Origin of the sequence: Pseudothauera hydrothermalis, from assembly GCF_003345255.1 — a bacterium.
Taxonomy (GTDB): Bacteria; Pseudomonadota; Gammaproteobacteria; order Burkholderiales; family Rhodocyclaceae; genus Pseudothauera; species Pseudothauera hydrothermalis.
In genome coordinates, this window is sequence record NZ_CP029331.1 from 2,481,800 (window position 1) to 2,507,943 (window position 26,144).

General features: G+C 63.9%; 25 protein-coding genes. 11 read left to right on the forward strand and 14 right to left on the reverse strand.

Annotated features, from left to right (window positions below):
• Positions 1-3: 3 nt before the first annotated feature.
• The 4 genes from DIE29_RS11880 to DIE29_RS14630 are packed head-to-tail and all read right to left on the reverse strand — an operon-like array spanning position 4 to position 2,717.
• Entirely contained in the window at positions 4-537 is a 534-nt protein-coding gene (locus tag DIE29_RS11880) for a pilus assembly PilX family protein (protein ID WP_237269454.1), read from the reverse strand.
• Between the two features lie 32 nt (positions 538-569).
• Positions 570-1,571, reverse strand: a complete 1,002-nt coding sequence (locus DIE29_RS11885) for a PilW family protein (protein WP_237269455.1) — start codon at positions 1,569-1,571, stop codon at positions 570-572.
• A gap of 20 nt (positions 1,572-1,591) precedes the next feature.
• The gene (pilV, locus tag DIE29_RS11890; protein WP_102042559.1) at positions 1,592-2,062 is read right to left on the reverse strand and encodes a type IV pilus modification protein PilV; all 471 of its coding nucleotides are present in this window, start codon (positions 2,060-2,062) and stop codon (positions 1,592-1,594) included.
• Complete coding sequence (locus DIE29_RS14630; protein WP_158640331.1) at positions 2,052-2,717, reverse strand: GspH/FimT family pseudopilin; 666 nt, start codon at positions 2,715-2,717, stop codon at positions 2,052-2,054. Before DIE29_RS14630 ends, pilV begins: the two co-directional genes overlap by 11 nt.
• On the opposite strand from DIE29_RS14630, the gene DIE29_RS11900 reads away from it, so the two are divergent.
• From DIE29_RS11900 to DIE29_RS11935, 8 genes are all read left to right on the forward strand, one after another.
• Positions 2,710-3,690: a sensor histidine kinase gene (locus DIE29_RS11900; protein WP_162860628.1), complete on the forward strand. Its 981-nt coding sequence runs from the start codon at positions 2,710-2,712 to the stop codon at positions 3,688-3,690. The two genes, DIE29_RS14630 and DIE29_RS11900, sit on opposite strands and share 8 nt — an antisense overlap.
• On the forward strand, positions 3,687-4,418 hold the full coding sequence (locus DIE29_RS11905) for a LytR/AlgR family response regulator transcription factor (RefSeq protein WP_114649997.1): 732 nt from the start codon (positions 3,687-3,689) through the stop codon (positions 4,416-4,418). The genes DIE29_RS11900 and DIE29_RS11905 overlap by 4 nt, the downstream gene beginning before the upstream one ends.
• 123 nt (positions 4,419-4,541) lie before the next feature.
• Positions 4,542-5,960 (forward strand): argininosuccinate lyase, encoded by a 1,419-nt coding sequence (gene argH, locus DIE29_RS11910; RefSeq protein WP_114649998.1) that lies wholly within the window; start codon positions 4,542-4,544, stop codon positions 5,958-5,960.
• A 20-nt stretch (positions 5,961-5,980) separates the two neighbouring features.
• Complete coding sequence (locus tag DIE29_RS11915; RefSeq protein ID WP_102043284.1) at positions 5,981-6,889, forward strand: fructosamine kinase family protein; 909 nt, start codon at positions 5,981-5,983, stop codon at positions 6,887-6,889.
• 228 nt (positions 6,890-7,117) lie between these two features.
• Entirely contained in the window at positions 7,118-7,807 is a 690-nt protein-coding gene (locus tag DIE29_RS11920) for a hypothetical protein (protein ID WP_158640333.1), read from the forward strand.
• The gene (locus DIE29_RS15005; protein ID WP_102042565.1) at positions 7,734-8,060 is read left to right on the forward strand and encodes an HPr-rel-A system PqqD family peptide chaperone; all 327 of its coding nucleotides are present in this window, start codon (positions 7,734-7,736) and stop codon (positions 8,058-8,060) included. Before DIE29_RS11920 ends, DIE29_RS15005 begins: the two co-directional genes overlap by 74 nt.
• A 14-nt stretch (positions 8,061-8,074) precedes the next feature.
• Complete coding sequence (locus DIE29_RS11930; RefSeq protein WP_162860629.1) at positions 8,075-8,980, forward strand: HprK-related kinase A; 906 nt, start codon at positions 8,075-8,077, stop codon at positions 8,978-8,980.
• Positions 8,977-10,056, forward strand: coding sequence for a nucleotidyltransferase domain-containing protein (locus DIE29_RS11935; RefSeq protein ID WP_114650000.1), 1,080 nt, complete (start codon positions 8,977-8,979; stop codon positions 10,054-10,056). The genes DIE29_RS11930 and DIE29_RS11935 overlap by 4 nt, the downstream gene beginning before the upstream one ends.
• Before the next feature lie 62 nt (positions 10,057-10,118).
• On the opposite strand, the gene grxD is transcribed toward DIE29_RS11935, so the two are convergent.
• From grxD to DIE29_RS11960, 5 genes are all read right to left on the reverse strand, one after another.
• Complete coding sequence (grxD, locus tag DIE29_RS11940) at positions 10,119-10,451, reverse strand: Grx4 family monothiol glutaredoxin (RefSeq protein ID WP_102042568.1); 333 nt, start codon at positions 10,449-10,451, stop codon at positions 10,119-10,121.
• Between the two features lie 111 nt (positions 10,452-10,562).
• Positions 10,563-11,339: a peptide chain release factor N(5)-glutamine methyltransferase gene (prmC, locus tag DIE29_RS11945; protein ID WP_237269559.1), complete on the reverse strand. Its 777-nt coding sequence runs from the start codon at positions 11,337-11,339 to the stop codon at positions 10,563-10,565.
• A 67-nt stretch (positions 11,340-11,406) separates the two neighbouring features.
• On the reverse strand, positions 11,407-12,486 hold the full coding sequence (gene prfA / locus DIE29_RS11950; protein ID WP_114650002.1) for a peptide chain release factor 1: 1,080 nt from the start codon (positions 12,484-12,486) through the stop codon (positions 11,407-11,409).
• A 62-nt stretch (positions 12,487-12,548) separates the two neighbouring features.
• Entirely contained in the window at positions 12,549-13,802 is a 1,254-nt protein-coding gene (hemA, locus tag DIE29_RS11955; protein WP_102042571.1) for a glutamyl-tRNA reductase, read from the reverse strand.
• A 146-nt stretch (positions 13,803-13,948) separates the two neighbouring features.
• Entirely contained in the window at positions 13,949-14,866 is a 918-nt protein-coding gene (locus DIE29_RS11960; RefSeq protein WP_102042572.1) for a LysR family transcriptional regulator, read from the reverse strand.
• A 92-nt stretch (positions 14,867-14,958) separates the two neighbouring features.
• On the opposite strand from DIE29_RS11960, the gene DIE29_RS11965 reads away from it, so the two are divergent.
• Positions 14,959-15,558 carry an FMN-dependent NADH-azoreductase gene (locus DIE29_RS11965; RefSeq protein WP_108081137.1) on the forward strand — a complete coding sequence of 200 codons (600 nt, stop codon included), beginning with the start codon at positions 14,959-14,961 and terminating at the stop codon, positions 15,556-15,558.
• A gap of 115 nt (positions 15,559-15,673) precedes the next feature.
• On the opposite strand, the gene DIE29_RS11970 is transcribed toward DIE29_RS11965, so the two are convergent.
• Positions 15,674-17,647, reverse strand: coding sequence for a PhoX family protein (locus DIE29_RS11970; RefSeq protein ID WP_114650003.1), 1,974 nt, complete (start codon positions 17,645-17,647; stop codon positions 15,674-15,676).
• Positions 17,648-17,928: 281 nt separating this feature from the next.
• On the opposite strand from DIE29_RS11970, the gene DIE29_RS11975 reads away from it, so the two are divergent.
• Both DIE29_RS11975 and DIE29_RS11980 read left to right on the forward strand, forming a co-directional pair.
• Complete coding sequence (locus tag DIE29_RS11975; protein WP_205409731.1) at positions 17,929-18,450, forward strand: FHA domain-containing protein; 522 nt, start codon at positions 17,929-17,931, stop codon at positions 18,448-18,450.
• Between the two features lie 13 nt (positions 18,451-18,463).
• On the forward strand, positions 18,464-20,167 hold the full coding sequence (locus tag DIE29_RS11980; RefSeq protein ID WP_102042574.1) for a protein kinase domain-containing protein: 1,704 nt from the start codon (positions 18,464-18,466) through the stop codon (positions 20,165-20,167).
• 29 nt (positions 20,168-20,196) lie between these two features.
• On the opposite strand, the gene DIE29_RS11985 is transcribed toward DIE29_RS11980, so the two are convergent.
• Genes DIE29_RS11985 through secA form a run of 4 tightly spaced genes read right to left on the reverse strand, consistent with a single transcriptional unit; the run spans position 20,197 to position 26,060 of the window.
• Entirely contained in the window at positions 20,197-21,192 is a 996-nt protein-coding gene (locus DIE29_RS11985) for a LysM peptidoglycan-binding domain-containing protein (protein WP_102042575.1), read from the reverse strand.
• Positions 21,189-22,013 (reverse strand): PP2C family protein-serine/threonine phosphatase, encoded by an 825-nt coding sequence (locus DIE29_RS11990; RefSeq protein ID WP_158640336.1) that lies wholly within the window; start codon positions 22,011-22,013, stop codon positions 21,189-21,191. Before DIE29_RS11990 ends, DIE29_RS11985 begins: the two co-directional genes overlap by 4 nt.
• Before the next feature lie 50 nt (positions 22,014-22,063).
• Positions 22,064-23,302, reverse strand: coding sequence for a bifunctional glutamate N-acetyltransferase/amino-acid acetyltransferase ArgJ (argJ, locus tag DIE29_RS11995; protein WP_102042577.1), 1,239 nt, complete (start codon positions 23,300-23,302; stop codon positions 22,064-22,066).
• A gap of 34 nt (positions 23,303-23,336) precedes the next feature.
• On the reverse strand, positions 23,337-26,060 hold the full coding sequence (gene secA / locus DIE29_RS12000; RefSeq protein WP_114650004.1) for a preprotein translocase subunit SecA: 2,724 nt from the start codon (positions 26,058-26,060) through the stop codon (positions 23,337-23,339).
• Positions 26,061-26,144 lie beyond the last annotated feature (84 nt).

Below are 26,144 nucleotides of genomic sequence, written 5' to 3' on the forward strand. Positions count from 1 at the left end.
CTCTCACTCTGTGGCATAAATCGACTGCAAAATCACCATGGCGCGGTCTCCGCCCGAGTGGCTGCGCGCAGTAACCCGATAGCGCCGACAATTGGGCGCACCGGCCTCAGGATCATCGATATTGCACGGGAACGTGTTACCGAGGTACTCCACGATGTACTGCGGCGTCGTGGCCAGCCCCCCTAAGCCGAGCCCTGCTGCATCGACCCAACCGTCAAAGTTCTCATCCACCCAGCGCGCCGGACAGTCTTTGTCCGGTATCGAACACAGTCCGTTTTGACACGGCGAATTTCCGCATTGATCGTCGCTATCCGAGTATTCGCCACCGCTATCGAATCCTGCATTGCGGGGGACGCTATCGGCCTGAGCCTGCGCGGCGATCTCGCCCGCACGCAAAGCCGCCTCAGCCGTCTGAAATGCCAGGCTGCGATCGAATGTGTTGGCGGTGATACGCTCTTCCAGCGCCACGGTACGTACGCTGGAAAGCCCCAGCAGGGTGAGGACCACCAGTAAGATCAAAGACACCACCAAGGCCACGCCCGCACACCGCCTACGGCTAGATTGCCCGTTCATTGCACGTTCTCCCGATGACGCAGGCTGACCACATGAATCAATTGACGCTTCAAGGTGGCATTGTCGCTGCCAACCGCGTCAGCGGATTCCAGGTTCAAGACCACACGAACGGCAACCACCCGCTCGGCCGCATCATTGGCCCAGGACGCGATTTCATCGGCATCCACATAAGCGTCCGCCATGGTGTTACCAGTGCGGGTGAGATATTGGAGCTGCATATCGGTTACGCCTTCGGCAATTTCTTGCGCAGCACCACCGTTTTCAACCCGATAAAGCGAGCGCCCGCCTCTCCCGTTGCTGCCCACGTACCAGGCAGTGGCTGACAGTCTGGTCAGAAAACCGTTTTTTTCAAAGCTGTATTCGTTTCCTGTTGCAGATCCGCAATCGGTGGGAAAACCTAAGCCTTTTGAACAATTTCCCGGATTCCCGGCGCCGCTATTGTGCACAATCGTGTTATTCGTGCCCGGCGATGCATTGGTAACCTGAAAAATCGCCGCCTGACGGTAATCACAAGCCATCAAAATTTCTTCGTCATTGAAACCATGATTGACGGTATTGACTTTGAACTGTGCCGCGGTGGGCGTGTGCTCGGTAATGACGATCCCTTCATTCACCGAGCCGCTGCGAATTTTCAGCGCATCGGTGCCAAGGACACGCGCTGCAGTGCCCGCCCCGAATGCAACCCCCGGCATTGCAACGCCGCCTTCGAACCCCTCCAGCCCGCCATCGCTCCAATCCAACCAGTCCGATGTATCGGCATCGTTGACCACGTTTGCCACCAACGGGGTGCCGCACGGCGTGCCGCCGGCTTCTCTGATTTCCCGTGCCATCAGTTCAAACGCAATCCGCGCGCTGTCTTGCATGCGGGCGAGATTTTCGTTGATGCGGAAAGACTCGCGCTGCGCAATGAACACATTGGTGACCCCAAGCAGCAATACCGTGCCCAGCACCAGGGCAATCATCAATTCAACCAAGGTCAGGCCGCGTTGGGTATTCATGTCCGGGCTCGTCATGGCGCTCAGAGTTGCGTAGAGGTGGAGAAGGATTGCTCGGCCGCACCTCCGGTGCCGCGGTCGTCGCTCCAGAAGATGGTCACCGTGCAGGTCATGCCCTGGCAGGCGATCTCGCCGCAGGAGGTCTGCGCATCGCCGAGGTTGTCTTTGATGGCCTGTAACCAGAAGTGGTGATCGTTGGAGACCAGCGTGCCGGCGCTCGCTGGCACCTCACAGGTTTTATCCAGGTCATAATTGCCGGACGCCACATCATCGCGGTTCGCCCGCATTGCATCCAGCATGTAGTAGCTCAGCATGACTGCCTGGGTGCGCTGAAAGCTGCTTTGGTTGTTCTTGAGTGCATTGATCTGCAACGCAGCCATGCCCAGCAGACCAACGGCCAGCACCAGGACGGCGATCAGCACCTCCAGCAAACTAAATCCAGTCTCAACGCGCCGCAGTCTCGATGGCGCGGGGCGGGCGAAATCAGTCTGCATGCAAGACTCCAACCTCGACGGTGACAATGCGTGTTTCCTGCCCCAAGCTCAAAGCCAGCGTTCCGGTGGGCGAGGCGGTGCCATTGGGGCGAAAGCGCACGCAGGCATGACCGGCAACAGTCGCGGTATCGAGCCCTTCAGAGACCGCGACCCCGACACTTGAATGGACCGCACCGACGCGAATGCCCGCGCCCACCTCATCGTCGGTGCTGTTTTCCACAACCCATGCCCCCGACCCGAGGTTGATGCAAAACCGCACGGTGGTGTTGCGCCGGATTGCTTCGACTTTGGCGAAGTTCATCGCGCCCAGTACGTCATTGCTTGCGGTATTGAGGCGATTGTTTTGAATCACGCTCTGAAACGACGGCACCGCAATGCCCAGCAGAATCGCCAGCACCGCCAGGGTGACCATCAGCTCGACCAGGGTGAAACCCGCGCCCTGTGACCGCAGGTTTGTAAGCGGCCGCTGCCCGGCATAGGGTTTTTCGGGTTTTTCTGACATTGGCTCAGGGATTACCATGTTGTTTGAATGCACCTTAGCGCGGCGCGCGTCGATGAGGCAAGTACGGATGGATGAGCGGTCGATTTTGACGGATGAACGGCGGTCGGTTTTGTGGCAGACCGGGTGCCGTGTAGAGGGGCTGCTGGTGTGCATCGCGCTCGGCGTTGGGGCTGCGGCATTGCTGGCGGTGTCTCCGGGGGCGGAAGGCAGCCGTTGGCAACGGTTGGGGCTGTTTGGCTTTTTTGCGCTGTGGGTGATCCTGCCATGGTTTCTGGCGGTCTGTGCGCTCATCCGACCGTTGCGCGCGCACGCGTGGGCGAAAACTCTGACCGCGCTGGTCTTGCTGTTTGCCTGGTCGTTGGCGGTTGGCAGCGTGGTGTTCGAGCTCGTGCAGCCGCTGGGTTTGATCCACGCCTCGCGGCGCGACTTTCTTGCCGATGTGTTCATCATCGGCGTCATTCTGACCGGCTCGCTGGCGCTTGCCGGCTGGCAGGCTTCACGCCTATGGCATTGGCGGATGCGCTCCTCGACCGCGGAGGCGGCGGCGTGGATGGCCCGTCTGCAACCCCATTTTTTGTTCAACAGCCTCAATGGCATCAGCGAACTGGTTGCGGTGGATGCCGCCCGCGCGGAACAGATGATCGGCGCGCTGTCGCGTCTTTTGCGCGGCTATCTGCAAGCCGGCGCCACCGTGCCATTAGAACAGGAACTGGCGCTTGTCCGCGACTATCTGGCGCTGGAGGAAATCCGTCTTGGCCCCCGTCTGCAAGTCGATTGGGCGCTGGAAGCGCCGCTGCCGAATGTGCCGGTGCCTGCGCTTTGCCTGCAGACGCTGGCGGAAAACGCGGTGCGGCACGGCATCGCACAACGGCCCGAGGGTGGGCGTTTGCAGATCGCCATCGAGATACACAATGGGCAACTGATTGCTACGCTGAGTAACGACTTGCCGCCAACGGCCCCGACACCGCAGACCGTGCGGCATGGCCTTGGTTTGGCCGGCGCACGCGCCTTGCTTTACGACTGCCACGGCAAGGCGGCTGGGCTGGAGACCCGGATCGAGGCAGGCCGCTTCATTGCCCGGCTGAACTTGCCGTTGAATGGACCCAAAGGGAAGCCGCTAAGATGACGACGCTGGACATTGTGATCGCCGATGACGAGCCCCTGGCGCGATCCCGCCTGCGCCGGCTGCTGTCCGGACACGCCGACCTTCGGCTCACCGGCGAGGCGGCCTGCGCGGCCGAGCTGCGGGCCATGGTCATACAAAGGGCACCACACCTGGTGATTCTGGACATCGACATGCCCGGCGAGGACGGCCTGTCGGCCGCGCATTGGCTTGCCGAAATGCCCGCGCCGCCGGCGGTGATCTTTGTTACCGCACATCCGCAATTTGCGCTGGATGCTTTTTCCGCGCAGGCCGCCGGCTATCTGCTCAAGCCGGTCGAGCGCGATCGGTTGCTGGCCGCCATCGAAGCCGCGCGCAAGCCGACCCGGGCGAGTGCGAGCGCGTTGCAATCCGCTATCGAGCCGCCCAGGGTTTCGGTGTCGGCAGGCCGGCGCGCGCGCCTGCTCCCAGCCGAGGACATCGTTGCTTTTCGTGCGGAAGACAAAGGTGTCACCGTCTTTGCCCGCGATGGTCAGTATTTTGTTGACGAAAGCCTTAAAAATCTGGCGCAGCGCTTCGAGCCGGCGGGCTTCTTACGAGTGCACCGCGCCTGGCTGGTGGCGCTTGGCCGCATTCGCGCGCTGGAGCGCGATGCCGTGGGGCGTCATTGGATCGAGATCGCCGGGCTGCCGGAAACGGTCCCGGTCAGCCGCCGCCAATTGGCCGAACTGCACGCGCGCCTGCGGCGCTAGGTAAACCCGCCAAAGAGGTGCGTCCGCGGCAGGCTCCTTTATACTGCGCGCTCGCCAAGCGCCCATCGTTGCGCTGGATACCACGGATCGCCAAAACTTTTTACCAGACCCGCCACAAGCATCATGACAGACGCCACTGCCCAGTCAGCCGCCAAAACCTGGTCCGGCCGCTTTTCCGAACCCGTCTCCGATCTGGTCAAGCGTTATACCGCGTCGGTATTTTTCGACCGGCGCATGGCCGCGCAGGATATCCGCGGCTCGCTTGCCCACGCCAGAATGCTCGCCCGGCAGGGCATCATCGGCGCGCAAGACTTGGCCGACATCGAGCGCGGCATGGCGCAGATCGCCGCTGAGATCGAACGCGGCGAGTTTGCCTGGAACCTGGATGACGAGGATGTGCACCTCAACATCGAAAAACGCCTGACTGCGCTGGTGGGCGATGCCGGCAAGCGCTTACACACCGGACGCAGCCGTAACGACCAGGTGGCCACCGACATCCGCCTGTGGCTGCGCGAGGCAATCGACCAGATCCTGGCGCTGATCGCCGACTTTCAGAAAAACCTGCTGGATGTGGCCGAAGCCCACGCCGACACGCCAATGCCGGGTTTTACCCACCTGCAGGTTGCGCAACCGGTGACCTTCGGCCACCACCTGATGGCCTATTACGAAATGACCCGGCGCGACGCCGAGCGTTTTGCCGACTGCCGCCGCCGGGTCAACCGCTTGCCGCTGGGCGCGGCCGCGCTGGCAGGCACCAGTTACCCGATCGACCGCGAATTCGTCGCCGCCGAGCTGGGTTTCGAGGAGGTCTGCGAAAACTCGCTGGATGCGGTCAGCGACCGCGACTTTGCCATCGAATTCTGCGCGGCTGCCGCGCTGCTGATGACCCATCTGTCGCGGCTGTCCGAAGAGCTCATCCTGTGGATGAACCCGCGCGTGGGCTTTATCGATCTCGCCGACCGCTTCTGCACCGGTTCGTCGATCATGCCGCAGAAGAAGAACCCGGACGTGCCGGAACTGGTGCGCGGCAAGACCGGCCGGGTAAACGGCAGCCTGATCGCCCTGCTCACCCTGATGAAAGCCCAGCCGCTGGCCTACAACAAGGACAACCAGGAAGACAAGGAACCGCTGTTCGACACCGCCGACACGGTGATCGACACCTTACGCATTTACGCCGACATGATCGGCGGCATCCGGGTCAAGGCCGAGTCCATGCGCGAGGCGCTGAGCCAAGGCTTTGCCACGGCCACCGATCTGGCCGATTATCTGGTCAAAAAGGGCCTGCCGTTTCGCGACGCCCATGAGGCGGTGGCGCTTGCGGTGCGTGCGGCCGAAGCGCATGGTTGCGATCTGCCCCATTTGACCCTGGAAGCGCTGCGCGCAGCCATGGCTGCTGTGCCTGGCGCCGCGCAACGCCTGGGAGATGACGTGTTCGAGGTGCTCACCGTGGACGGCTCGCTGGCCGCGCGCAAGCATGTCGGCGGCACCGCCACGGCGCAAGTGCGTGCGGCCATCGCCCGCGCCCGCGCGCGCCTGGGGTGACCCTTCCGGCGATCATCGCCATGCCAGCCGACAGCGCCCGCGCCGCAATCGAGACTGCCATCCGTGAAGCGGTTGGCAGCGGTTTCCGCCTGAGTCAGTGCGAGGCGGCGCGCGGCGGTTGTACGCATGAAACCTTCATCGTCGGCGACGGCCGCCAGCGTTACTTCGTCAAGCTGGATGCCGCCGCCAAGCTGCCGGTATTTGCCGCCGAGGCCGAAGGTCTGACCGCCATTGCCGCTACCGGCACTTTTCGCACCCCGGCGGTGCTGGGCTGCGCAGCCGATGAACACTATGCCGTGCTGATCCTGGAACACCTGGCGCTGCGCCCGGTACTCAGCGCCGAAGACGGCGCCCGTTTCGGTCAGGCGCTGGCCGCGCTGCATGCCCACTGCAGCGAGCGGTTTGGCTGGCATGCGGACAACTTCATCGGCGCCAGTGTGCAGCGCAATACGCTGGCCGACAACTGGTCGCAATTTTTCGTCGAATACCGGCTGCGCCCGCAGTTGGCCATGGCCCGTGCCCATGGGTTTAGCGGCACGTTGCAAAAGCAGGGCGAACGCTTGTGCGAACGCGTGCCTGCGCTTTTTCTCGACTACCGCCCCCGCCCCAGCCTGCTGCACGGCGATCTGTGGCATGGCAACGCCGGCGTGCTGGCCGACGGCACCCCGGTGCTGTTCGACCCTGCGGTGCATTACGGCGACCGCGAAGCCGATATCGCCATGAGTGAACTCTTTGGCGGCTTCCCTTCCGCTTTCCATGCCGCTTACCGCCGCTGCGCGCCGCTCAATGAAGGCTTTGAACAGCGCAAACGGCTCTACAGCCTCTACCACATCCTGAACCATCTCAACCTGTTCGGCCGCGGCTATCTGGGCGAAGCCACCCGCTTGGCCACACGTCTGAACGAAGCCTTGGGGTTACGGCATCTGTGAAGGAGGCCGAAGACCATACAACCGGTGTCGACATTTTTGACGCACGGCTCGGCGCACGCCCTCGGCGCGACCAAATTATTATCACAAGCCATTGAAAAAAAAAGGAACGCAAAGTCTTGGCGCCTTTTTTGCTTGCTGTGAACGGCGCAGTGTCCGTGCATTGAGTCACGGCACCCACGGCGGCAGGCTCCTAGAATCATCCTCAGGCATCAGGCAGGACACATGACCATGACTCCCGATCTGCACCCCCGCGTCGAACAAGCGCCCCCGGCTGCCGAGGTATCGGGCGTGCGCCGGCGCCTGGTGCGCGGTGGGCTGTCGGCGGCGCCCTTGCTGGTGACACTGACCAGCCGGCCGGTCCTGGCGCAAACCTGTTTCAGCCCTTCCGAGACCCTGTCGGGCACCTTGAGTCATAAGGCCGACCAGTTGCCGATTTGCCAAGGCCGCTCCCCAGGGGTGTGGAAGAACATGGCGGAAGAAGGGGCGCGGGCCAAAAAGGCTCAAGCCAAGCACGAAACCGACGGCAATCTGGATTGGGCCTACGATCAAGATGCCGCCGCCCAAGCGGGCCAGCTCATCAGTTGGCCGATTCCCCCTTCGGATCCGTTTCACGCTTACTTTATCGCCGGCAGCCATGCCCGCTATTACCGCTCCGACGGGCAGCCGCTTTCACTGCTCGAAGTGATGCAACTGACCGGGGGCCGTGACCCCGCCAAGATCGGCTTTCACTTCGTCGGCGCGCTGCTCAACATCCGTGTCGGCCTCATCGATCCTCGTGCGATGACCGAGCAAGGCTTGCTTGATTTGTGGGCCGAATACGCCACACAGGGCTACTACGTCCCCTATGCCGGCGCAACTCCTTGGTACGCCAGTGACATCGTCGCCTACATCAAGGATACCGGGCTCGCCACCTACTGAAACGGCGCCCGACTCTGCCCGCACGCCGATCGAGTTTTTCTGGGATGACGGCGCAGCGGTGTATGACTGCGTTGCAGGCGACACCCACCTGCTCGACCCTTTCACCGTAGCGGTCCTCCACGCCGCCCGGCAATGCGGCAACTCCCCAGAGGCAGTGTGCGAGCAACTGCTACGGACGGATCGCACGGTGGCCGGCCAACGTTCGCGGATAGAATCGGCACTGGACCAGTTGACCGCAGCACGCCTCCTTTGACGCCTGCACCCACCGTGCCACTAGGCACCCTGTCTTTTGAAACCCTGGCGAGCCGGCTCGCACAAGGGCGCCTAGGATTGCGCACCGGTCCGTTCACTTTTCGCATTGCCAGCAAGGAAGCCGTGGTCGCAGAAAACCTCCGGCTGCTCTACGCCCATCATCCGGTCACCGACAACCCGCCTTTTGCCGATTTTCATGTCGCGGTGGTTCGGCCCTCGAGCCTCCGACGTTGGCTGCGCCCACAGGTCGATTTCAGGCTGGACGGTTATGCGCCTTTTTTGTCGCTGCCCGCGCCACAAGCCTTTGCACTGCTCGAATGGGGCATGAACTGGTGCATTGCCAACCATGCCCATCAGTACCTGCTGCTGCATGCCGCAGTACTCGCCCGTGGTGACGATGCCGTGTTGCTGCCCGCTCCGCCCGGTGCGGGGAAAAGCACCTTGTGCGCTTACCTCGCTCACCGCGGCTGGCGGCTGCTCTCGGACGAGCTGGCGCTGATCGATCCGGCGAGCGGGCGGGTCTTTGGCCTTGCACGACCGATCAATCTCAAGAACGCGGCCATCGACGTGATCCGCGACAGCCTGCCGGAAGCCGTGCTCAATACCCCGGTGCCGGACACCAAAAAAGGCACCGTCGCCCACTTGGCGCCGCCCGCGGGTGCGGTGGCCGAGGTCGACCGGCCGGCGCGGCTGCGATGGATCGTCACGCCGCGCTATCGTGCCGACGGCGAGCTCTACACCGAACGCATCCCGCGCCCGGAAGCCTTGGCAATGCTGATCGACAACGCTTTCAACTACGATGTACTCGGCACCACCGCTTTTACCGCGCTTGCCGACCTGGTCTCGCACGCACCGGCCCTCGACCTTTGTTATGCGCGGCTTGACGAGGCGGGCGAGTGGTTCCAAGCGCTGAAAGCATGAAACGCAAGCCGCAACCTTGGACGCCTGCGGCCCTGGCCGCGCTGCTGCGCGAAACGCAGCAACTGGCCGCCCTGGACCTGCCGTCCTGGGACATGCTGATCCGCTTGGCCCGACGCGCCAATGTGTTGGGCCTGCTTGCCGCAACCGCCGAGCGGCTGCCGGCCGACGCCCTGCCACCGTGCTGCCGGGGGCATATCGCCGCCGGCCGGGCTCTGGCTGCGCGTCAGGCCCGCGCGGTGCGCTGGGAAATCGAGTGCCTACGCAAAGCGCTCGACACCATCGGTGTTTCGCTCGTCCTGCTCAAGGGGGCCGCCTACCTTGCCGCCGATTTGCCCTTCGCCCGCGGACGCTTCTTCTCGGATGTCGACATTCTCGTCCCGCGGAGCCGGATCGCCGAAGTGGAAGCCACCCTGATGCGCCACGGCTGGGCCACCACCCACCACGATGCCTACGACCAGCGCTATTACCGCCAGTGGATGCACGAACTGCCGCCGATGCGCCATTTGCGGCGCGGCACGGTGGTCGACGTCCACCACCGCATCCTGCCGCTTACCGCGCGCTACGACCCGGACCCCGCCACGATGCTCGAGCAGGCCGTGCCAGTTGCCGGCCTGCCCGGTGTGTTCGTGCTCAGCCCGGCCGATATGCTGCTACACAGCGCCACCCATCTCTACCACGAGGGCGAGTTGACGCACGGCTTTCGGGATCTCCTCGATCTGGACGGACTGTTTCGCCACTTTAGCCATAACGATCCCGGCTTTCTGACGAAGCTACACGCCCGCGCGGCCACCTTGCACTTGCAAGCCCCGCTCGCCTTCGCCCGCCATCAATGCGCCCGCCTGCTCGGCACACCGGCCGTGAGCACAACGGCCGACACGCCGAGGCCGCTTGTCGACGCGCTTTACGATCACGCCTTGCGGCCGCTGCATCCGGCACTGGACAGCCCCTGCAGCGGATTCGCTCGCTGGCTGCTCTATGTGCGCGCCCACTGGTTGCGCATGCCGCCGCACCTGTTGGCTTGGCATTTGGGGCGCAAGGCGCTGATGCGCTGGCGCCAAAGCGATTTCCCCTCGTAATGCAGCGGCCGGCTATTCGGACGCACCCATGTACCGCGAGTAACCGGACTGACGTTCCACATTCAACCAGCCGACTTGACCACCCCGGCATCGGCCAACAACTGCTGCAGTTCGCCGCTTTCGAACATTTCACGCATGATGTCCGAACCGCCGATGAATTCCCCGCCGATGTAGAGCTGCGGAATGGTGGGCCAGTTGGAGAACTCTTTGATGCCTTGGCGAATGGCATCGTCTTCCAGCACATTGACCGCGGCGATGGCGCTCACTCCACAGCGCTTGAGAATCTGCACCGCGGCAGCGGAAAAGCCGCATTGCGGAAACTGAGGGGTGCCTTTCATGTAAAGCACTACTGGATTGGAAGTAACCTGTTGGCGGATGACGTCTTGGATGTCCATGAGCTTGCCCCGTGAAAAGTTGAGTGAAAAAGTCGGAAAAGTCTAGGCAGCGCACTGCAATCCGTCAATATCGCCGCAAACCACGCCGGTCAGCCCTGTCGGCGGTGCTTGTCATGGCCGTCCCGGCCAGCGTCCGCCGCTCGCCCGCTCGATGCCGGCCAGATCGGTCCAGGAGCGGATCGCGGTAAAACCGGCGTCAGTGAGCAGGCTGCGCACGGTAGCGGCCTGGTCGTAACCGTGCTCGAGCATCAGCCAACCGTCGTCGTCGAGGTGGTGCGGCGCCTCGGCGATGATGGTCTTGAGATCGTCCAGGCCGTCGGCCCCGGCAACGAGCGCGCTGCGCGGCTCGAAACGCAGATCGCCTTGGCCCAGGTGCGGATCGTTGGCTGCAACATAGGGCGGATTGGCGACGATGAGCTGGTAGCGCTCACCGCATAGCGCATCGAACCAGCGGCTGTGCACAAACGATACGCTCGCCCCCAGGCGCGCGGCATTGGCCATGGCCACCCACAGCGCTTCGCGCGAGAGGTCGACCGCGGTCACTTCGGCGGCATCGAGTTCCAGCGCCAGCGTGACTGCAAGGGCTCCGCTGCCGGTGCCCAGATCCAGAACCCGCGGGCGTGGGCAGCCGCCAAGGTGCGCCAGGGCCAGTTCGATGAGCAATTCGGTCTCCGGCCGCGGGATCAGCACCGCGGGCGAAACCAAGAAACTGCGCCCGAAAAATTCCCGCTCGCCAACCAGGTAGGCCACCGGCTCACCGGCTTGGCGACGCTCGACCAAGGCGCGGTAGGCAGCCCAGTCTTCTGCGGTCAGGCGCGCTTCCGGGTAGGCCACCAGGCGGGCGGGCGGACAGCGCAAAACGTGACGCAACAGGATGCGCGCCGCCATCGGTTCGATGCGCGCCCGCGCCCAAGCGAGCGCGCCAGCGATATCGGGAGGGGGCTGTTCGGCCACTTCAGTCTCCAGCCAGCTCGGCCAGTTGCGCGGCTTGATGCTCCAACGTGAGAGCATCGATCAGCTCGTCCAGGTCGCCGTCCATGACCGCATCGAGCTTATAGAGCGTGAGGTTGATGCGATGATCGGTCACCCGCCCCTGCGGAAAGTTGTAGGTACGGATACGTTCGGAGCGGTCGCCGCTGCCCACCAGGCTCTTGCGGGTAGCGGCCTCTTTGGCCTGCTGCTCGCGCATCTGGGCGTCGCGGATACGGGCGGCCAGCACCGCCATGGCCTGGGCGCGGTTCTTGTGCTGGGAGCGGTCGTCCTGGCATTCGACCACGATGCCGGTGGGCAGGTGGGTGATGCGCACCGCGGAATCGGTTTTGTTGACATGCTGTCCGCCGGCGCCGCTGGCACGAAAGGTGTCGATACGCAGCTCAGCCGGGTTGAGGATGACTTCGGCCAATTCATCGGCTTCCGGTATCACCGCCACGGTGCAAGCGGAAGTGTGGATGCGCCCTTGGGTTTCGGTCACCGGCACCCGCTGTACGCGATGGCCGCCGGATTCGAACTTGAGCCGGGAGTAGGCGCCGGCGCCGCTGATCCGGGCAATGACCTCCTTGTAACCACCCAGTTCGGATTCGCTGGCCGACACGATCTCCACCCGCCAGCGTTGGCGCTCGGCGTAACGCGTGTACATGCGCAGCAGATCGCCGGCAAACAGGGCCGCTTCGTCGCCACCGGTGCCGGCGCGTACCTCCAGATAGAGGTTGCGCGCGTCGTTGGGGTCGCGCGGCAGCAGGGCGCGCTGCAAGGCGTCGTTCAGTTCGTCGAGGCGCGCCGCGCTGGATTCGAGTTCCGATTGGGCCAATTCGCGCATCTCGGGGTCGGCCAGCATCTCGCGCGCACAACGGTTGTCGGCTTCGGCCCGCAGGTAGTCGCGGTAAAGCGCCACCACCGGCTCGATGTCGGCACGCTCGCGTGAGAGCGTGCGAAAAGCGTTGAGGTCGCGCGCGGCGTCCTCCGCGGCCAGCTCCCGATCGAGTTCGGCTAGACGGCTGGCCAGGTGTTCGAGTTTGTCTCGGATGCTTTGCTTCATTTGGCGATGAGGCGAGCCCCGCTGCGGCGCCAGCTCGCGCCACAGGCTGGCCCGCGTAAAGGCTATTCGTGCGGGGGAAGGTTATAGAGGCGCTGCACCAGGCGGCTGGCTTCGGCCAGTTGTTCGCCGTCGGTCTGATTCAGAAAACGGGTGGGACCGTGCACCAGCTTGTTGGTCAAACCATGGCTGAGCGCTTCGATGACCTGACGCGGATCGTCGCCACGTGCCAACAATCGCAGCGCACGCTCCACTTCGGCATGGCGCAAGCGTTCGGCATGCGTGCGCAAGGCGCGAATGGTTGGCACCGCTTCACGGGTCTGTAGCCAATGCAAAAAGCCGTCGACCCGGTTATCGATGATCTCCTCGGCTTCCAGTACCGCCTGCTGGCGGGACTCCAGACCGGCCTCCACCACCTGGGCAAGATCATCCACGGTGTAGAGGAAAACGTCGTCGAGCTTGCCGACTTCGGGCTCGATGTCGCGCGGCACGGCCAAATCGACCATCACCATGGGGCGGTGACGGCGGGCCTTGACCGCGCGTTCGACCATGCCCAGACCGACGATTGGCAGCGGCGCAGCGGTACAGGACACCACTACGTCAAAGCGCGGCAGCGCCTCGCCAATGGCGTCCAGGCGCAAGGTCTGGGCGCCGAAGCGCTGGGCGAGTTCCAAAGCGCGCGCTTCGGTACGGTTGGCCACGGTCATCGATTTGGGGCGGGCACCGGCAAAATGCGCGGCACAGAGTTCGATCATTTCACCCGCGCCGATGAACAGCACATGTTGCTCATCCACCCGCTCAAAGATGCGCTCGGTCAGGTGCACCGCGGCCGCCGCCATGGAAACGATGTTGGCACCGATTGCCGTGGTCGAGCGCACCTCCTTGGCCACTGCAAAGGTGTTTTGGAACAGCTTGTGGAGCACAGTGCCCAAGGTGCCGGCATCTTCCGCGCGGCGGGCGGCTTCCTTGACCTGGCCAAGAATCTGCGGCTCGCCCAGCACCATGGAATCGAGCCCGCTGGCCACGCGGAACACATGGCGCACCGCCTCGCGCTGTGGATGGGTATAGAGATAGGGCGCGATCTCCTCGAGCGGCAACGCATGAAAGCGCGCCAACCAGTCGGCGGCGTGCTGTGGCTCTTCGGTGGCGAAGTAGACCTCGGTGCGGTTACAGGTAGACAGAATGGCAGCTTCCCGCACCGTGCGCGCACGGGTCAGATCCTGCAGGGCGTGTTCCAGACGCTCGGGCCGAAACGCAACCCGCTCACGAATGGTGAGCGGCGCAGTGTGATGGTTCAGACCAAGGGCGTAGAGTTGCATGCGCGCTGGAAAGTGACGAACGGCGGGATTATATCACCCCACCAAAGGCGCCAAATTTGCGCAAAATCAGGCAGTTCCAAAAAGCCAGCGGGCAGGCGGGACCACCGCTTCGGGCGCGCTCGGCCAACGGCGCTGAAGATGCGGCCTCAAGCAGGCGCGGCCTCGGCACACGCGCCGGCCAGCGCGGCTTCCAGCATGTCGAGAAAGGCGCGGGTTTTGGCAGGCATCAAGCGCCGACCTGGAAAGACTGCCCACGCGGTGCTGGGCGGCAGTTGCCAGGCGGGTAGCACCCGGCGCAATTCACCACGCTGCACGCGATCATGCGCCGCGTAATCGGGTACCGCGGCAATGCCGGCGCCCGCACCGGCCAGCGCAATCAATAGCTCGGGCGAATTGGCGCTGATCCGCCCTGCGGGCACGATCTGGCGACGTGGCCCCGGACCGCTCAGCGCCCACACCGCTTCGCCGCCGGCGCGCGGCAGCAATAGCGCCTGGTGATGCGTCAAATCCTCCGGCTGGGCGGGCTCACCATACTGCGCAAGATAGGCCGGCGCGGCATACAACCCCATCGACAGCCGCGCCAACCGACGCGCGGCCAGCAGTGCGTCATCGGGCAAATCGCCCATCCGTACCGCCAGATCGAAGTTTTCCCCCAGAATGTCCACCCGCCGCGGCGACAAGTCCAGCTCCAGCGACACGGCCGGATGCAGCGCCACAAAAGCCGCGAGCATATCGGTGAGCAGCAGATTGACAAAGTCGCCTGGCATCGACACCCGCAATCGCCCGCTGGGCCGTGCCTGACGGTGCTCGGCCAACGCCTTGACCGCCTCGACCTCGTCGGCAACCAGACGCGCGTGTTCGAGCAGATGATGACCGAATTCGGTCAGCACAAGTCGTCGTGTGGTGCGCAACAGCACACGTTCGCCCAGGCGTTCTTCCAGCGTGGCAATACGCCGCGACACCGTGGATTTTGGCAACCCGAGCCGCGCGGCCGCACGGCTGAAGCTGCCCGCCTCGATCACCCGGGCAAAGATCAGCAGATCATTGGGCTCATACTGTTCCATATACGGGACAATGTTATCCGTTACACGGTCTTCTGCCAGCAGCCAACCATCAATAAAGTGACACTCATACCACCACCGATTGGGAGCACATGATGAACATTCTGCAAATCAATACCAGCATCCGCCTGGAAGACAGCCACTCGAGCCGTCTGGCCAATACCATCAGCGAACGTCTGCTGGCGCGCCACCCCGGAGCGGCCCGGGTGGTGCGCGACCTGGGGCGCACCCCGCACCCGACGCTGGATGCCGCAGCACTTGCCGCCCTCTCCACACCGGCCCCACAGCGCACCCCGGAACAGGCCGCGCGCGTGGCGCTGGACGACGCGCTGATTGCCGAAGTCCAGGCCGCCGATGTGCTAGTGCTTGGGGTGCCGATGTACAACTTCGCGGTGCCGGTGCAGCTCAAAAATTGGATCGACGCGATCTGCCGCGCCGGCGTGACCTTCCGTTACACCGAAAACGGTCCAGAGGGTTTGCTCAAAGGCAAAACCGTCTTTGTAGCGCTCGCCCGTGGCGGGCGTTACCGCGACACCGCAGCCGACTCCCAAGTGCCCTATCTGCGCACCGTGCTGGGTTTTCTGGGTATGACCGCGGTGCATTTCATTTACGCCGAAGGACTCAACATGGGCGACGAGGCCGCTCGCCAAGGCTTTGCGCAAGCGCATGCCGATCTGGCGGCCGCTTTGGCTTGAAGCGGTCGACAGCCGCCCGGCGCCGCGGTCAAAACATAGGGCGATGCGCCTGCCACGGCCTCATCGCCCCGCAGCCATCGGCCACGCGGGCCATGGCCCGCGCGGCGCACGCCGATCAGGCGCCGATCACCCCGCCATCGGCGCGGGTAATCACCACGGTGGCCGAACGCGGCCGCCCGCCGGCGGCATCCGGCCAGCTCGATACCGACAAAGGATTCAGTGCAACCTCCGCTGGATCAAGACTGGACTCGCCCGGATGCTGGATATTGATGAACAGCGTACGACGGTCCGGGGTAAAGGTCAGGCCGGTGACTTCGCAACCTTTCGGCCCCACGGCAAAGCGGCGGATTTCACCGCTGACCGGGTTGGCACACAACATCTGGTTATTGCCCTGACCGAGGTACTTCCCGGCGTTGGAACTATTGCCGTCGGTCTGGATCCACAGCCGCCCATCGTCATCGAAAGCCAGGCCATCCGGGCTGTTGAAGGTATTGTCGGCATTGATGTTGCTGGAGCCCGAACGCAGATCCTTGCGATCCGGGAAAGCGACCGGATTGCCGGCCAGCACGAACAAATCCCAGTCAAAGCTGCTGCCGGCCGCGCTGCCGGACTCCCGCCAACGGATGATCTGGCCGTAATCGTTGGCCGCGCGCGGGTTGGCCTCATCGATTTGCGCCTCGGTGCGACGGCTGTTGTTGGTCAAACAGCAATACACCTCGCCGGTTTGGGGATGCACGGCAATCCATTCCGGTCTATCCATCTTGGTGGCACCCACCTTGTCCGCAGCGATGCGCGCATAGGTCAGCACATCGGCTTGCGTGGGCAGATCGGCATCGTTGGCCAGCAGCGGATTTGACTTATCGAGCAACAACCACTGCCCGCTGCCCATCATGTCCCCGGTCTTGCCCCCTGCCTCAAAGCGCGCGACATAGAGCTTGCCCCTCGACAACAACGCAGCGTTGGCTTTGCCTTTTGCCGGGTCGAAAACGCCATCGGAAACATATTTATAGATGTACTCGAAACGCTCGTCGTCGCCCATGTACACCACCAAACGTCCGTCGCTGGCAATTACGCAGGCCGCGTTTTCATGCTTGAAACGCCCAAGCGCGGTATGTTTGACCGGCGTGGATGCCGGATCGAACGGATCGATCTCCACTACCCAGCCGAAGCGGTTACCCTCGTTGGGCTCTTTTGCGTAGTCGAAGCGGTCGATCACCTCATGCCAGCGGTAGCCAAAGCCGTCCTTGGAAAATCCATACCGACGCAGCGCGGGCGTCAACGCAGCCTCATCGGTGCTGGTGGTGCCAAAGTAGCCGTTGAAATTTTCCTCGCAGGTCAGATAGGTGCCCCAAGGCGTCACACCATGGGCACAGTTGTTGAGCGTGCCCAGCACGGTCATGCCGCTTGGATCGGCACTGGTTTTGACCCGCTCGCTGCCCGCCACCGGCCCCGACAAGGTCATGGGCGTGGTGCCGGTGATACGGCGGTTATAGGGCGAATCGAGCTTCACCTCCCATTTGCCGGCAGCGTTGCGCACGATATGCAATACCGACACCCCATGGGCAGCCAGGGCCTTGTTGGCCTTCTCCACGGTCCACGGGCTCATGTACTCGGCGCCGTACAGGTATTCCAGATTGGTGTACTCATGATTGACCACCAGCAGCCCTTCGCTGCTGGAGTGCCCGTCGATCGGGAAAAAGTGCATGCCATCGTGGTTGTCGCCAACCTGACGCGCCTGCTCCGCGGCGGTGTTGCTCCCATCGGGCCGCCAAGCGGGCGAATCGACGAACAACGCACTGCCCCACGGCGCCAGCACCTGGTAGTTGTATCCCTCGGGCACCACCACAGTGTCGGCGGTCGATGCGGCCACCGCCTTGAACCCGATCCGCGGCCCTTGTTGCGCATCGTCATCGTCCGAATCGCCACTCCCGCAGGCGGCCAGCGGACCGGCCAGAAACGCGGCGGCGGATAGACTCAAACTACCTTTCAAGAATCCGCGTCGGCTGACCACACGGTCAACCACCTGCTGAAAATGCTCATTGTCAGAAAGATTACTGGGTAAGCCCGCGACGGCTTCGGGTTTGCTCATGGCACGCTCCACTGGAAAAGGGTGCGCCATTGTTTCAGCCGCATATTGCACTGCCATGACCGGCGCAGGCCGAGCCGTGTCAGGCGACACCTTGAATTGCCCCCTAGTGACACGAATAACTGCCCCCTCGTTCGCAAGGCCCCCATACTTCCGGGGTGATAGGGCACACCCAAGCGACCCGCCGCGGCGTGTACCGACCTGGGACGCCGGTTGTCGGGGGAGGGGCGAACAGGCATACTCCCTCCCGTCGTGTCGGATCGATACTTTCGGGATAAGCGATCGTGCTGAAGCAAAGCAAGCGCGCCAACGGTGAATGGACAGGGCCGCAGGGCACCATTCTTTTCCGCCCGGAGGATCTGGCCGAAGTCATCGCCTCGCCGTCGGCCGATGTCGAGGGCGACGTGGACCGCGCCGCGCTGGTCGGTATCTCGCCCCCGTTCGAAAACCAACGCTTCGTGCTCAAGCGCGGCAAAACCACGATAGGCCGGCGCACAGACAACGACATCATCCTGCCTGACGACAGCGTCTCCGCCCAACATGCCTGGATCCTGCATGAAAACGGGCACTATCGGGTCATCAACATGTTGTCGACCAATGGCACCTTCATCAACGACGCCAAGGCCCACGACCGGCCGCTGCAGGATGGCGACCGGGTACGCTTTGGTCGCGCCGAATTCGTCTTTCGCGCCGGCGCGGCACCGAGCCGCCTTCCGTCGCGCCCGGCCGGCGTGCCGACGTGGGTCTGGATTGCTGCGGCGGCGGTGCTGAGCCTGACCGCAGCGGGACTTCTCGTGCTGGGTTGAGGCCGCACGCCAGATGGCGATCACGCTGGGTCGCTACATCCTGCGGGGCGAATTGGGCCGCGGCGCGATGTCGGTCATCCACCGCGGGTATGACCCCCGGATTCGCCGGATCCTGGCGATCAAGACGCTGCGCGCCGAGTACGCCGCGCACGAGGCGCACCGCCATCGCTTTCTGACCGAGGCCCGGGCAGCCGGTACCCTCACCCACCCGGGCATCGTGACCATCTTCGATGTCGGCGTGGTCAATGGCGTGCCCTTCATCGCCATGGAGCTGCTCGACGGCCCCACCCTCGAAGCTTTCGTCGAACGACACAAACGGCTGCCGCTGCGCACCATTTTGCGCATTGCCATGCAAATTGCAGACGCGCTCGATTACGCCCACCGCGAAGGCGTGATCCACCAGGACATCAAGCCGGAAAACATCGTCGTCACCAGCGACAGCGGCAACGTCAAACTGACCGATTTCGGCATCGCCCGCCTGCGCCACACAGCGCAAGGAACGTTGGCCGAAGAACAGACGATTGCCGGCACGCCGCATTTCATGTCGCCCGAGCAGATCCGCGGTGACGAGGTGGACGGACGCAGCGATCTGTATTCGCTGGGCGTGGTGCTGTATTGGCTGCTATCGGGCGATACGCCGTTTCGCGCCGACAATGTGCATGAATTGCTGCGCAAAATCCTCACTGAGCCGCTACCGCCGCCGAAACCGCTGGATCCGGCCACGCCGCAGGCGCTACTCGACGTGGTGCGCACCTTGCTGGACCGCGATCCGACCGAACGCTACCAGACTGGCGCGGAGTTGCTGGAAGATCTGCAGCGCATCGACGACGCGCTGGCCGAGCAGGAGCGCAACTGGCAGGGGCGGCGTTTCATCTCCTTGCGCCTTAGCTGGACGGCGATCATGAGTGTGCTGGTGGCGGTGACGGTTTCCGCTGGTCTGGGCTGGGTCTATCACCGTCAGAACGAGGCAATGACCCGCCTTGCCTACGACTATGGACTCGCCCTCACCGAAACCCTGGCGCTGGAAAGCGCCGAAGACCTGCTGTTGGAAGACCGCATCGCGCTCCAGGCGCTGGTCGATGAAATGGCGCGCAAACGCGACATTGCGCATGTCTCGATCAGCGACCGCAGTGGCCAGTTGGTGGCCAGTAGCGCAGGCAGTGCATCCGGCGCAGCCCAGGGCCCACTGTCCGAGGCACAGCGCGTGGCGCGACAGGGTCACCAGGCCATCTACTCGATCAGCGACGGCGAAGGACGCGCGTATTTTCTGTTCGATACCCCGGTGCTTTACCAGAATCATGAGTTGGGCCGGCTGCGCCTGAGCATGTCGACCGCTGCACTGCAAGCGGCCAATCGCGCAACGATGACCGCCCTGATCGCGGTGCTGCTGGCCACCCTGGCGACGGTGCTGGTGGGGGTCTACATGCTGTCGCGCCGCCTGGTGGTGCCGATCGAAATCCTACGCCGTGCGTTGGGACAGATCACCCAGGGGCGTTTTGACAAACGTATCCGCATGCGCCGTAACGATGAGTTCGAGCGGCTGTTTTCGGCCTACAACGCCATGGCCGATTCCTTGGAGGCGCGGATGTTTTCCGCCCACTCGCATAAGCGCAATGCGGCGGCCCCCAATGTGCCGCCCGCGCCCGCCACCCGCTTGGTCGATGCCCCGCCCCCGCGCACCCGTCACCACGGCAAACCGCCGGCCCCATCGGGCTGAGGCGTAAACCGTCCGCGCGTTCGTCAGGACTACTCCAGCGCATCCAGCCTGCGACGCAACTCCAGCGCCCGGGTACGGTAGCCGCGCGCCGGCTCGAAGCCGGGATCGAGCGCCAAGGCTTTGTCCCACAACTCAATGGCTTGATCGAGTCGTTGGTTGCGAAAATGCACCACGGCTGCCTCGTGGTAGTCGCGTACCAACCGTTGGCGCAATTCCGCCCGCCGCCGCGTAGCCGGTTCCAGACCGGGGGCATCGCGCAATGCCTGTTCCAGCGCCTCGAGGGCTTCTTCCACGCGGCCGGCCTCGAGCAAGGCCAAGCCGCGCGCCTGGCGCTCGAGCGCACGGGCGCGCAAGCTCAATGCCTCCAAGCGCGCCGTTGGTGCCCCGCCGGCGGCCCGCAAACGGGCGATTCCGGCCTGTGCGACGGCGATACGCCCGGCCGCCAAGTCCTCTTCGATCGCCTGCAGTGTGACCTCCTGCAGCGGTATGGCCGCCTGCGGTTCGGCCACGCCGGCCTTGCCACTGACCGGCAGTTTGAGCACCTGCCCGGCCACTAGCGCCTTGGGCCGGGCAATACCGTTGTAACGCGCCAACGCAACAAAGCGCAAAGGGTCGCCCAGGTAGCGGGCGGCGATGCCGCCAAGGGTGTCGCCAGGGCGGACCTCGTAAGGCTGGTGCGCGGCGCCGAGCAACTGGACAGGGTCGGTTTCCAATTGACGCAGCAAGCCCTTGGCCACCGCGCTGCGCGGATCATGCTGCAAATACGCCTGAAGCGCGCGCTGCGCGGCCTGGTATTGCCCGTTTTCCAGCATGTCGATGATGGGGCCGAGCTCGCGCACCGCGGCGCCGGACGATTCGGCGCCGGCTGGCGCGGATTGCTCGGCCATCGCCGCAGTCGGCTCGACCGTTGGCGCCGCCCCCGCCCCGGTCTCCACACCTACGCCGGCGCAGCCGCCCACCGCGATGAGCGTGGCGGCAACAAATAGGGTCGGCACTATCGCCCAGTGCTTGTTGAACGTCATCATGATCGGATCGCTAACCAAACAAACGCCGCCAGCGCCAGCGCAACGGCTGCAATGAGCGGCCACAACGGCCGCCAGAAACCGTGCGAGGGACTGCCGGCCGGCTGCAAGACCGCCACCGTGGCGTTGTCCGCGCCCGCACCGGCCCGTTCGGCCGCCACCGCGGCCCACTGGGCACAAGCCTGGTCAGGGTCTGCGGCAGCCAACAACCCGGCCATCTCGTCAGAGGACACATGCGCCCAAAAGCCGTCGGTGCACAGCACGAACCCGGTGTCGGCATCCACCCGCATCTGCCCATGGGTGAGCTGTAACGGATCACGCCCGCCAAGTCCGCGCAGCAATTTGTGCTGGTCGGGGTGCAAAGCGGCAGCGGTTTCGTCGAGCTGCCCGCGGCGCACCCGTTGCTGGACTATGGTGTGATCGTCGGTGCGAAATACCGGCCTGCCGGCGCGAAAGGCATAGAGCCTGCTGTCGCCGGCATGCACCCACCAGGCACGCTCGGGGCCACAGAGCAAGGCCACCACGGTCGTACCGGCAGGCTCACCGCTGTCTTCGGCGAACTGGCCGATGGCAGCATGAGCATGCTGGCATAGGGATTGCAGAAAAGCCGGCGGGTTGTCAGGCAGCCGCCTCGCATCCTGCCAGTGCGCCTCGGCGCTTTGAATCACTGCACGTGCCGCACGCGCGCCGCCGCTTCGCCCGCCCATCCCGTCGGCGACCACCAACAGATGACAGCGGGCATCGGCGCTGACGAAGCAGGCCGCGCAGTCTTGCTGTTCGGCACGACTGCCGATATGACTGCCCTGCCCTGTCCGCGCTGCCATCCGCCTCATCCGCCCTCCGACCGGCCGGCACCTGCGAGCAATGCCGACAACTAGCTGCGGTAATCGGCGTTGATTTTGACGTAGTCGTAGGAAAAATCGCAGGTCCACACGGTGGCGGCCGCCTGCCCGCGAGCAAGGTCGATACGTACTGTGAGCTCCGATTGCGCCATGATGCGCGCGCCGGCTTCCTCCCTGTAGCTCGCTGCGCGCCCGCCGTGTTCGGCGACCAGCACGCTCTCGTCCGGGTTGCCCAGCCACACCTTCAGGCGGCTCACATCCAGGTCGTCGATGCCGGCGTAGCCAATGGCCGCCAAGATGCGCCCGAGGTTGGGGTCGGAGGCGAAGAAAGCGGTCTTGACCAGCGGCGAATGCGCCACCGCATAGGCCACCTTGCGGCATTCTTCGCGGTCGGTGCCGCCTTGCACGACGATGCTCATGAACTTGGTGGCACCCTCGCCGTCGCGCACGATGGCCTGTGCCAGCCGTACCGCGACATCGATCACCGCCTCGCGCAGCGCCGCCCAGTCGGCTCCGACCGGTTCGGCGATCTCGGCATGGCCGGCCTTGCCGGTGGCGATCAGGATGAAGGAGTCGTTGGTCGAGGTGTCGCCGTCCACGGTGATGCTGTTGAACGACAAATCGGCCGCCTCACGCACCAGAGCGTTGAGCAGATCCTGTGACAGCGCGGCGTCGCAGGCCACAAAACCCAGCATGGTCGCCATGTTGGGCTTGATCATGCCGGCGCCCTTGCCGATGCCGGTAATGGTGACGGTTTTACCGCCCACTTCGACGGTGCGCGACACCGCCTTGGCCACCGTATCGGTGGTCATGATCGCGTGCGCGGCGTCGAACCAGCCATCGCCGCGCAGATTGGCCTGCGCGGCCGGCAGTGCAGCGATCAGGCGCTCGACCGGCAGCGGCTCCAGAATCACCCCGGTGGAAAAAGGCAGCACCTGTTGCGCGCCGACGCCGAGCAGCCGGCCGACCGCAGCGCAGGTTTGCAGCGCATCGACCACGCCCTGCTCGCCGGTGCCGGCATTGGCCACGCCGGTGTTGATCACCAGCGCACGGATGTCGCCTTCGGCAAGGTGCTCCCGGCAGACCTGCACCGGTGCGGCACAAAAGCGGTTGCGGGTAAACACCCCGGCCACGCGGCTGCCGGGGGCCAGTTCGATCAAGGTCAGATCACGGCGGTTGGCTTTACGGATGCCGGCTTCGGCAACGCCGAGGCGTACGCCGGTAACCGGGCGCAGGTCGGCGGGATTCGGGGTGGAGAGATTAACGGCCATGATGGACTCCTGTTCGACAGGCGGAGCGGGTCGCTCAGCTCAGCTTGCCGTGGCAATGCTTGTATTTCTTGCCCGACCCGCAGGGGCAGGGGTCGTTGCGCCCGACCTTGGGTCCAGCCACCGCCGGCTGACGGGCGCTGGCGGCCGAGGCACCGGTGCCGAGCGCCTCGTCATAGTCGGCATGGTGATACTGCACATTTTCCACTTCGGGCGGTGTCTCGGCTTGCTCGAGTTGGGATTCGGTGCGCACCTGCACGCTGAGCAGCAGCTTGGTGACTTCGGTGCGCACGGTGTCGAGCAGGTTTTCAAACAGTTCGAAGGCTTCGCGCTTGTATTCCTGTTTGGGGTTCTTCTGCGCGTAGCCGCGCAGGTGGATGCCTTGGCGCAAGTGGTCGAGCGCGGCCAAGTGCTCGCGCCAGTGGGCATCCAGGCTTTGCAGCATCACGTTGCGCTCGAACTGGCGCCAGGCCGCCGGATCGACCATCGCCACCTTGGCGGCATAGGCGTTCTCGGCCGCATCCAGAATGCGCTTGAGGATGGCTTCGTCGTCCAGTTCGGGCTCGGCCTTGAGCCACTCGCCCACTGGCAGCTTGAGCAGAAAATCCGCTGCCAACGCCTGTTCCAGGCCGGCGATGTCCCATTGGTCCTCCACGCTGTCAGCAGGCACATGGCGGCGGAAAGTATCCAGCAACACGCCTTGGCGCATCGCCGCAATGGTGTCGGAAATGTCTTCGCTTTCCAAAAGCTCGTTGCGCTGCTGGTAAATCACCTTGCGCTGGTCGTTGGCCACATCGTCGTATTCGAGCAACTGCTTGCGGATGTCGAAGTTGCGCTGCTCCACTTTGCGCTGCGCCGATTCCAGCGAACGGGTCACCATGGCGTGCTCGATGGCCTCGCCCTCGGGCATCTTCAGGCGGACCATGATGGCGTTGAGCCGGTCGCCGGCAAAGATCTTCATCAGCGGATCTTCCAGCGACAGATAAAAACGGCTGGAACCCGGGTCGCCCTGACGCCCGGAACGCCCCCGCAGCTGATTGTCGATACGGCGGGATTCATGCCGCTCGGTACCGATGATGTGTAGCCCCCCGGCGGCCACTACCTGGTCGTGCAAGCGCTGCCATTGCTCGCGCAGCGCTGCAATCTTGGCTTCTTTTTCCTCAGGGCTGAGCGCGGCGTCGGCCCGCACTGCGGCCACTTGTTTGTCGATGTTGCCGCCGAGCACGATGTCGGTACCGCGGCCAGCCATGTTGGTGGCAATGGTCACCACCCCAGGCCGCCCGGCCTCGGCGACGATTTGCGCCTCGCGCTCATGATGTTTGGCGTTGAGCACCTGGTGGTCGATTTTTTCCTTTTTCAGCAGCGCGGACAGGAACTCGTTGGTTTCGATCGAGGTGGTGCCGACCAGCACCGGCTGCCCGCGTTGCACACAATCGCGGATGTCGTCGATCACCGCCTTCCACTTTTCAGCGGCAGTGCGATAGACCTTGTCGTTTTCATCGCGGCGGATCATCGGCCGGTTGGTCGGGATGACCACGGTCTCCAAGCCGTAAATGGCGTGAAACTCGAAGGCTTCGGTGTCGGCCGTGCCGGTCATGCCGGCGAGCTTGCCGTACATGCGGAAGTAGTTTTGGAAGGTGATCGAGGCGAGCGTCTGGTTTTCGGCCTGAATCTTCACCCCCTCCTTGGCTTCCACGGCCTGATGCAGACCATCGGACCAGCGCCGGCCAACCATCAGGCGGCCGGTGAACTCGTCTACGATGATCACCTCGCCGTTTTGCACCACATAGTGCTGATCCTTGTGATAGAGCGCATGGGCGCGCAGCGCGGCGTAAAGATGATGCACCAGCAGGATATTGGCCGGTTCGTACAACCCGGCCCCCTCGCTCAGCAGGCCCATGCGCACCAGCAATTGCTCGGCGGTCTCGTGCCCTTGTTCGGTGAGCAGCACCTGGTTGGATTTGAGATCTACCGTATAGTCGCCCGGCACGGTGACGTTGTCCCCCTCGCCTTCTTGCTTTTTGAGCAAGGGTGCGACCTGGTTCATCTTGAGGTAGAGCTCGGTATGGTCTTCGGCCTGGCCGGAGATGATCAACGGGGTGCGGGCCTCGTCGATCAGAATCGAGTCCACCTCGTCCACGATGGCAAAAGCCAAGCCGCGCTGCACCCGGTCATCCTTCGAATACACCATGTTGTCGCGCAGGTAATCGAAGCCGAACTCGTTGTTGGTGCCATAGGTGATGTCGGCCCGGTAAGCCGCCTGTTTTTCGGCATGCGGCATACGCGACAGATTGCAACCGGTGCTCATGCCCAGAAAGCCGAAGATACGCCCCATTTGCTCGGCGTCACGGCTGGCCAGATAGTCGTTGACCGTCACGATGTGCACCCCCTTGCCGGTGAGCGCGTTCAAATACGCCGGCAAGGTAGCCACCAGGGTTTTGCCTTCACCGGTGCGCATTTCGGCAATTTTGCCGTGGTGCAACACCATGCCGCCGATGAGCTGGACATCGAAGTGGCGCATCTCCAGCACCCGCTTGCTGGCTTCGCGTACCACTGCGAAGGCTTCGGGCAGCAGATCGTCCAGGGTCTCCCCGTCGGCCAGGCGACGACGGAACACATCGGTCTTGCCGCGCAAGGCTTCATCCGATAAGGCGGCAATCTCCGGCTCCAAAGCGTTGATGCGGGCGACGGTCTGCTGATACTGTCGAATCAGGCGGTCATTGCGACTGCCGAAAATTTTCTTGAGAAAGCCGGAGATCATGGGTCCTGTCGCGTGAATTCGGCAAAGGCGCAAGTCTATCACGCGGCCATTGCGCACTCTAAGCCTTGCGCTTGCCGCACCGCG

Bases quoted from the DNA above. Each gene is read 5' to 3' on its own strand.
- argJ (WP_102042577.1), bottom strand. From the start codon at position 23,302: ATGGCCGTTAATCTCTCCACCCCGAATCCCGCCGACCTGCGCCCGGTT.
- DIE29_RS11935 (WP_114650000.1), top strand. From the start codon at position 8,977: ATGAAACGCAAGCCGCAACCTTGGACGCCTGCGGCCCTGGCCGCGCTG.
- DIE29_RS14630 (WP_158640331.1), bottom strand. From the start codon at position 2,717: ATGCACACCAGCAGCCCCTCTACACGGCACCCGGTCTGCCACAAAACC.
- DIE29_RS11970 (WP_114650003.1), bottom strand. From the start codon at position 17,647: ATGAGCAAACCCGAAGCCGTCGCGGGCTTACCCAGTAATCTTTCTGAC.
- prfA (WP_114650002.1), bottom strand. From the start codon at position 12,486: ATGAAGCAAAGCATCCGAGACAAACTCGAACACCTGGCCAGCCGTCTA.
- DIE29_RS15005 (WP_102042565.1), top strand. From the start codon at position 7,734: ATGCCGGCGCAACTCCTTGGTACGCCAGTGACATCGTCGCCTACATCA.
- DIE29_RS11965 (WP_108081137.1), top strand. From the start codon at position 14,959: ATGAACATTCTGCAAATCAATACCAGCATCCGCCTGGAAGACAGCCAC.
- pilV (WP_102042559.1), bottom strand. From the start codon at position 2,062: ATGCAGACTGATTTCGCCCGCCCCGCGCCATCGAGACTGCGGCGCGTT.
- DIE29_RS11980 (WP_102042574.1), top strand. From the start codon at position 18,464: ATGGCGATCACGCTGGGTCGCTACATCCTGCGGGGCGAATTGGGCCGC.
- DIE29_RS11990 (WP_158640336.1), bottom strand. From the start codon at position 22,013: ATGGCAGCGCGGACAGGGCAGGGCAGTCATATCGGCAGTCGTGCCGAA.
- prmC (WP_237269559.1), bottom strand. From the start codon at position 11,339: ATGGCGGCGCGCATCCTGTTGCGTCACGTTTTGCGCTGTCCGCCCGCC.
- DIE29_RS11960 (WP_102042572.1), bottom strand. From the start codon at position 14,866: ATGGAACAGTATGAGCCCAATGATCTGCTGATCTTTGCCCGGGTGATC.
- DIE29_RS11915 (WP_102043284.1), top strand. From the start codon at position 5,981: ATGCCAGCCGACAGCGCCCGCGCCGCAATCGAGACTGCCATCCGTGAA.
- DIE29_RS11920 (WP_158640333.1), top strand. From the start codon at position 7,118: ATGACTCCCGATCTGCACCCCCGCGTCGAACAAGCGCCCCCGGCTGCC.
- argH (WP_114649998.1), top strand. From the start codon at position 4,542: ATGACAGACGCCACTGCCCAGTCAGCCGCCAAAACCTGGTCCGGCCGC.
- hemA (WP_102042571.1), bottom strand. From the start codon at position 13,802: ATGCAACTCTACGCCCTTGGTCTGAACCATCACACTGCGCCGCTCACC.
- DIE29_RS11905 (WP_114649997.1), top strand. From the start codon at position 3,687: ATGACGACGCTGGACATTGTGATCGCCGATGACGAGCCCCTGGCGCGA.
- DIE29_RS11985 (WP_102042575.1), bottom strand. From the start codon at position 21,192: ATGATGACGTTCAACAAGCACTGGGCGATAGTGCCGACCCTATTTGTT.
- grxD (WP_102042568.1), bottom strand. From the start codon at position 10,451: ATGGACATCCAAGACGTCATCCGCCAACAGGTTACTTCCAATCCAGTA.
- DIE29_RS11885 (WP_237269455.1), bottom strand. From the start codon at position 1,571: ATGAATACCCAACGCGGCCTGACCTTGGTTGAATTGATGATTGCCCTG.
- secA (WP_114650004.1), bottom strand. From the start codon at position 26,060: ATGATCTCCGGCTTTCTCAAGAAAATTTTCGGCAGTCGCAATGACCGC.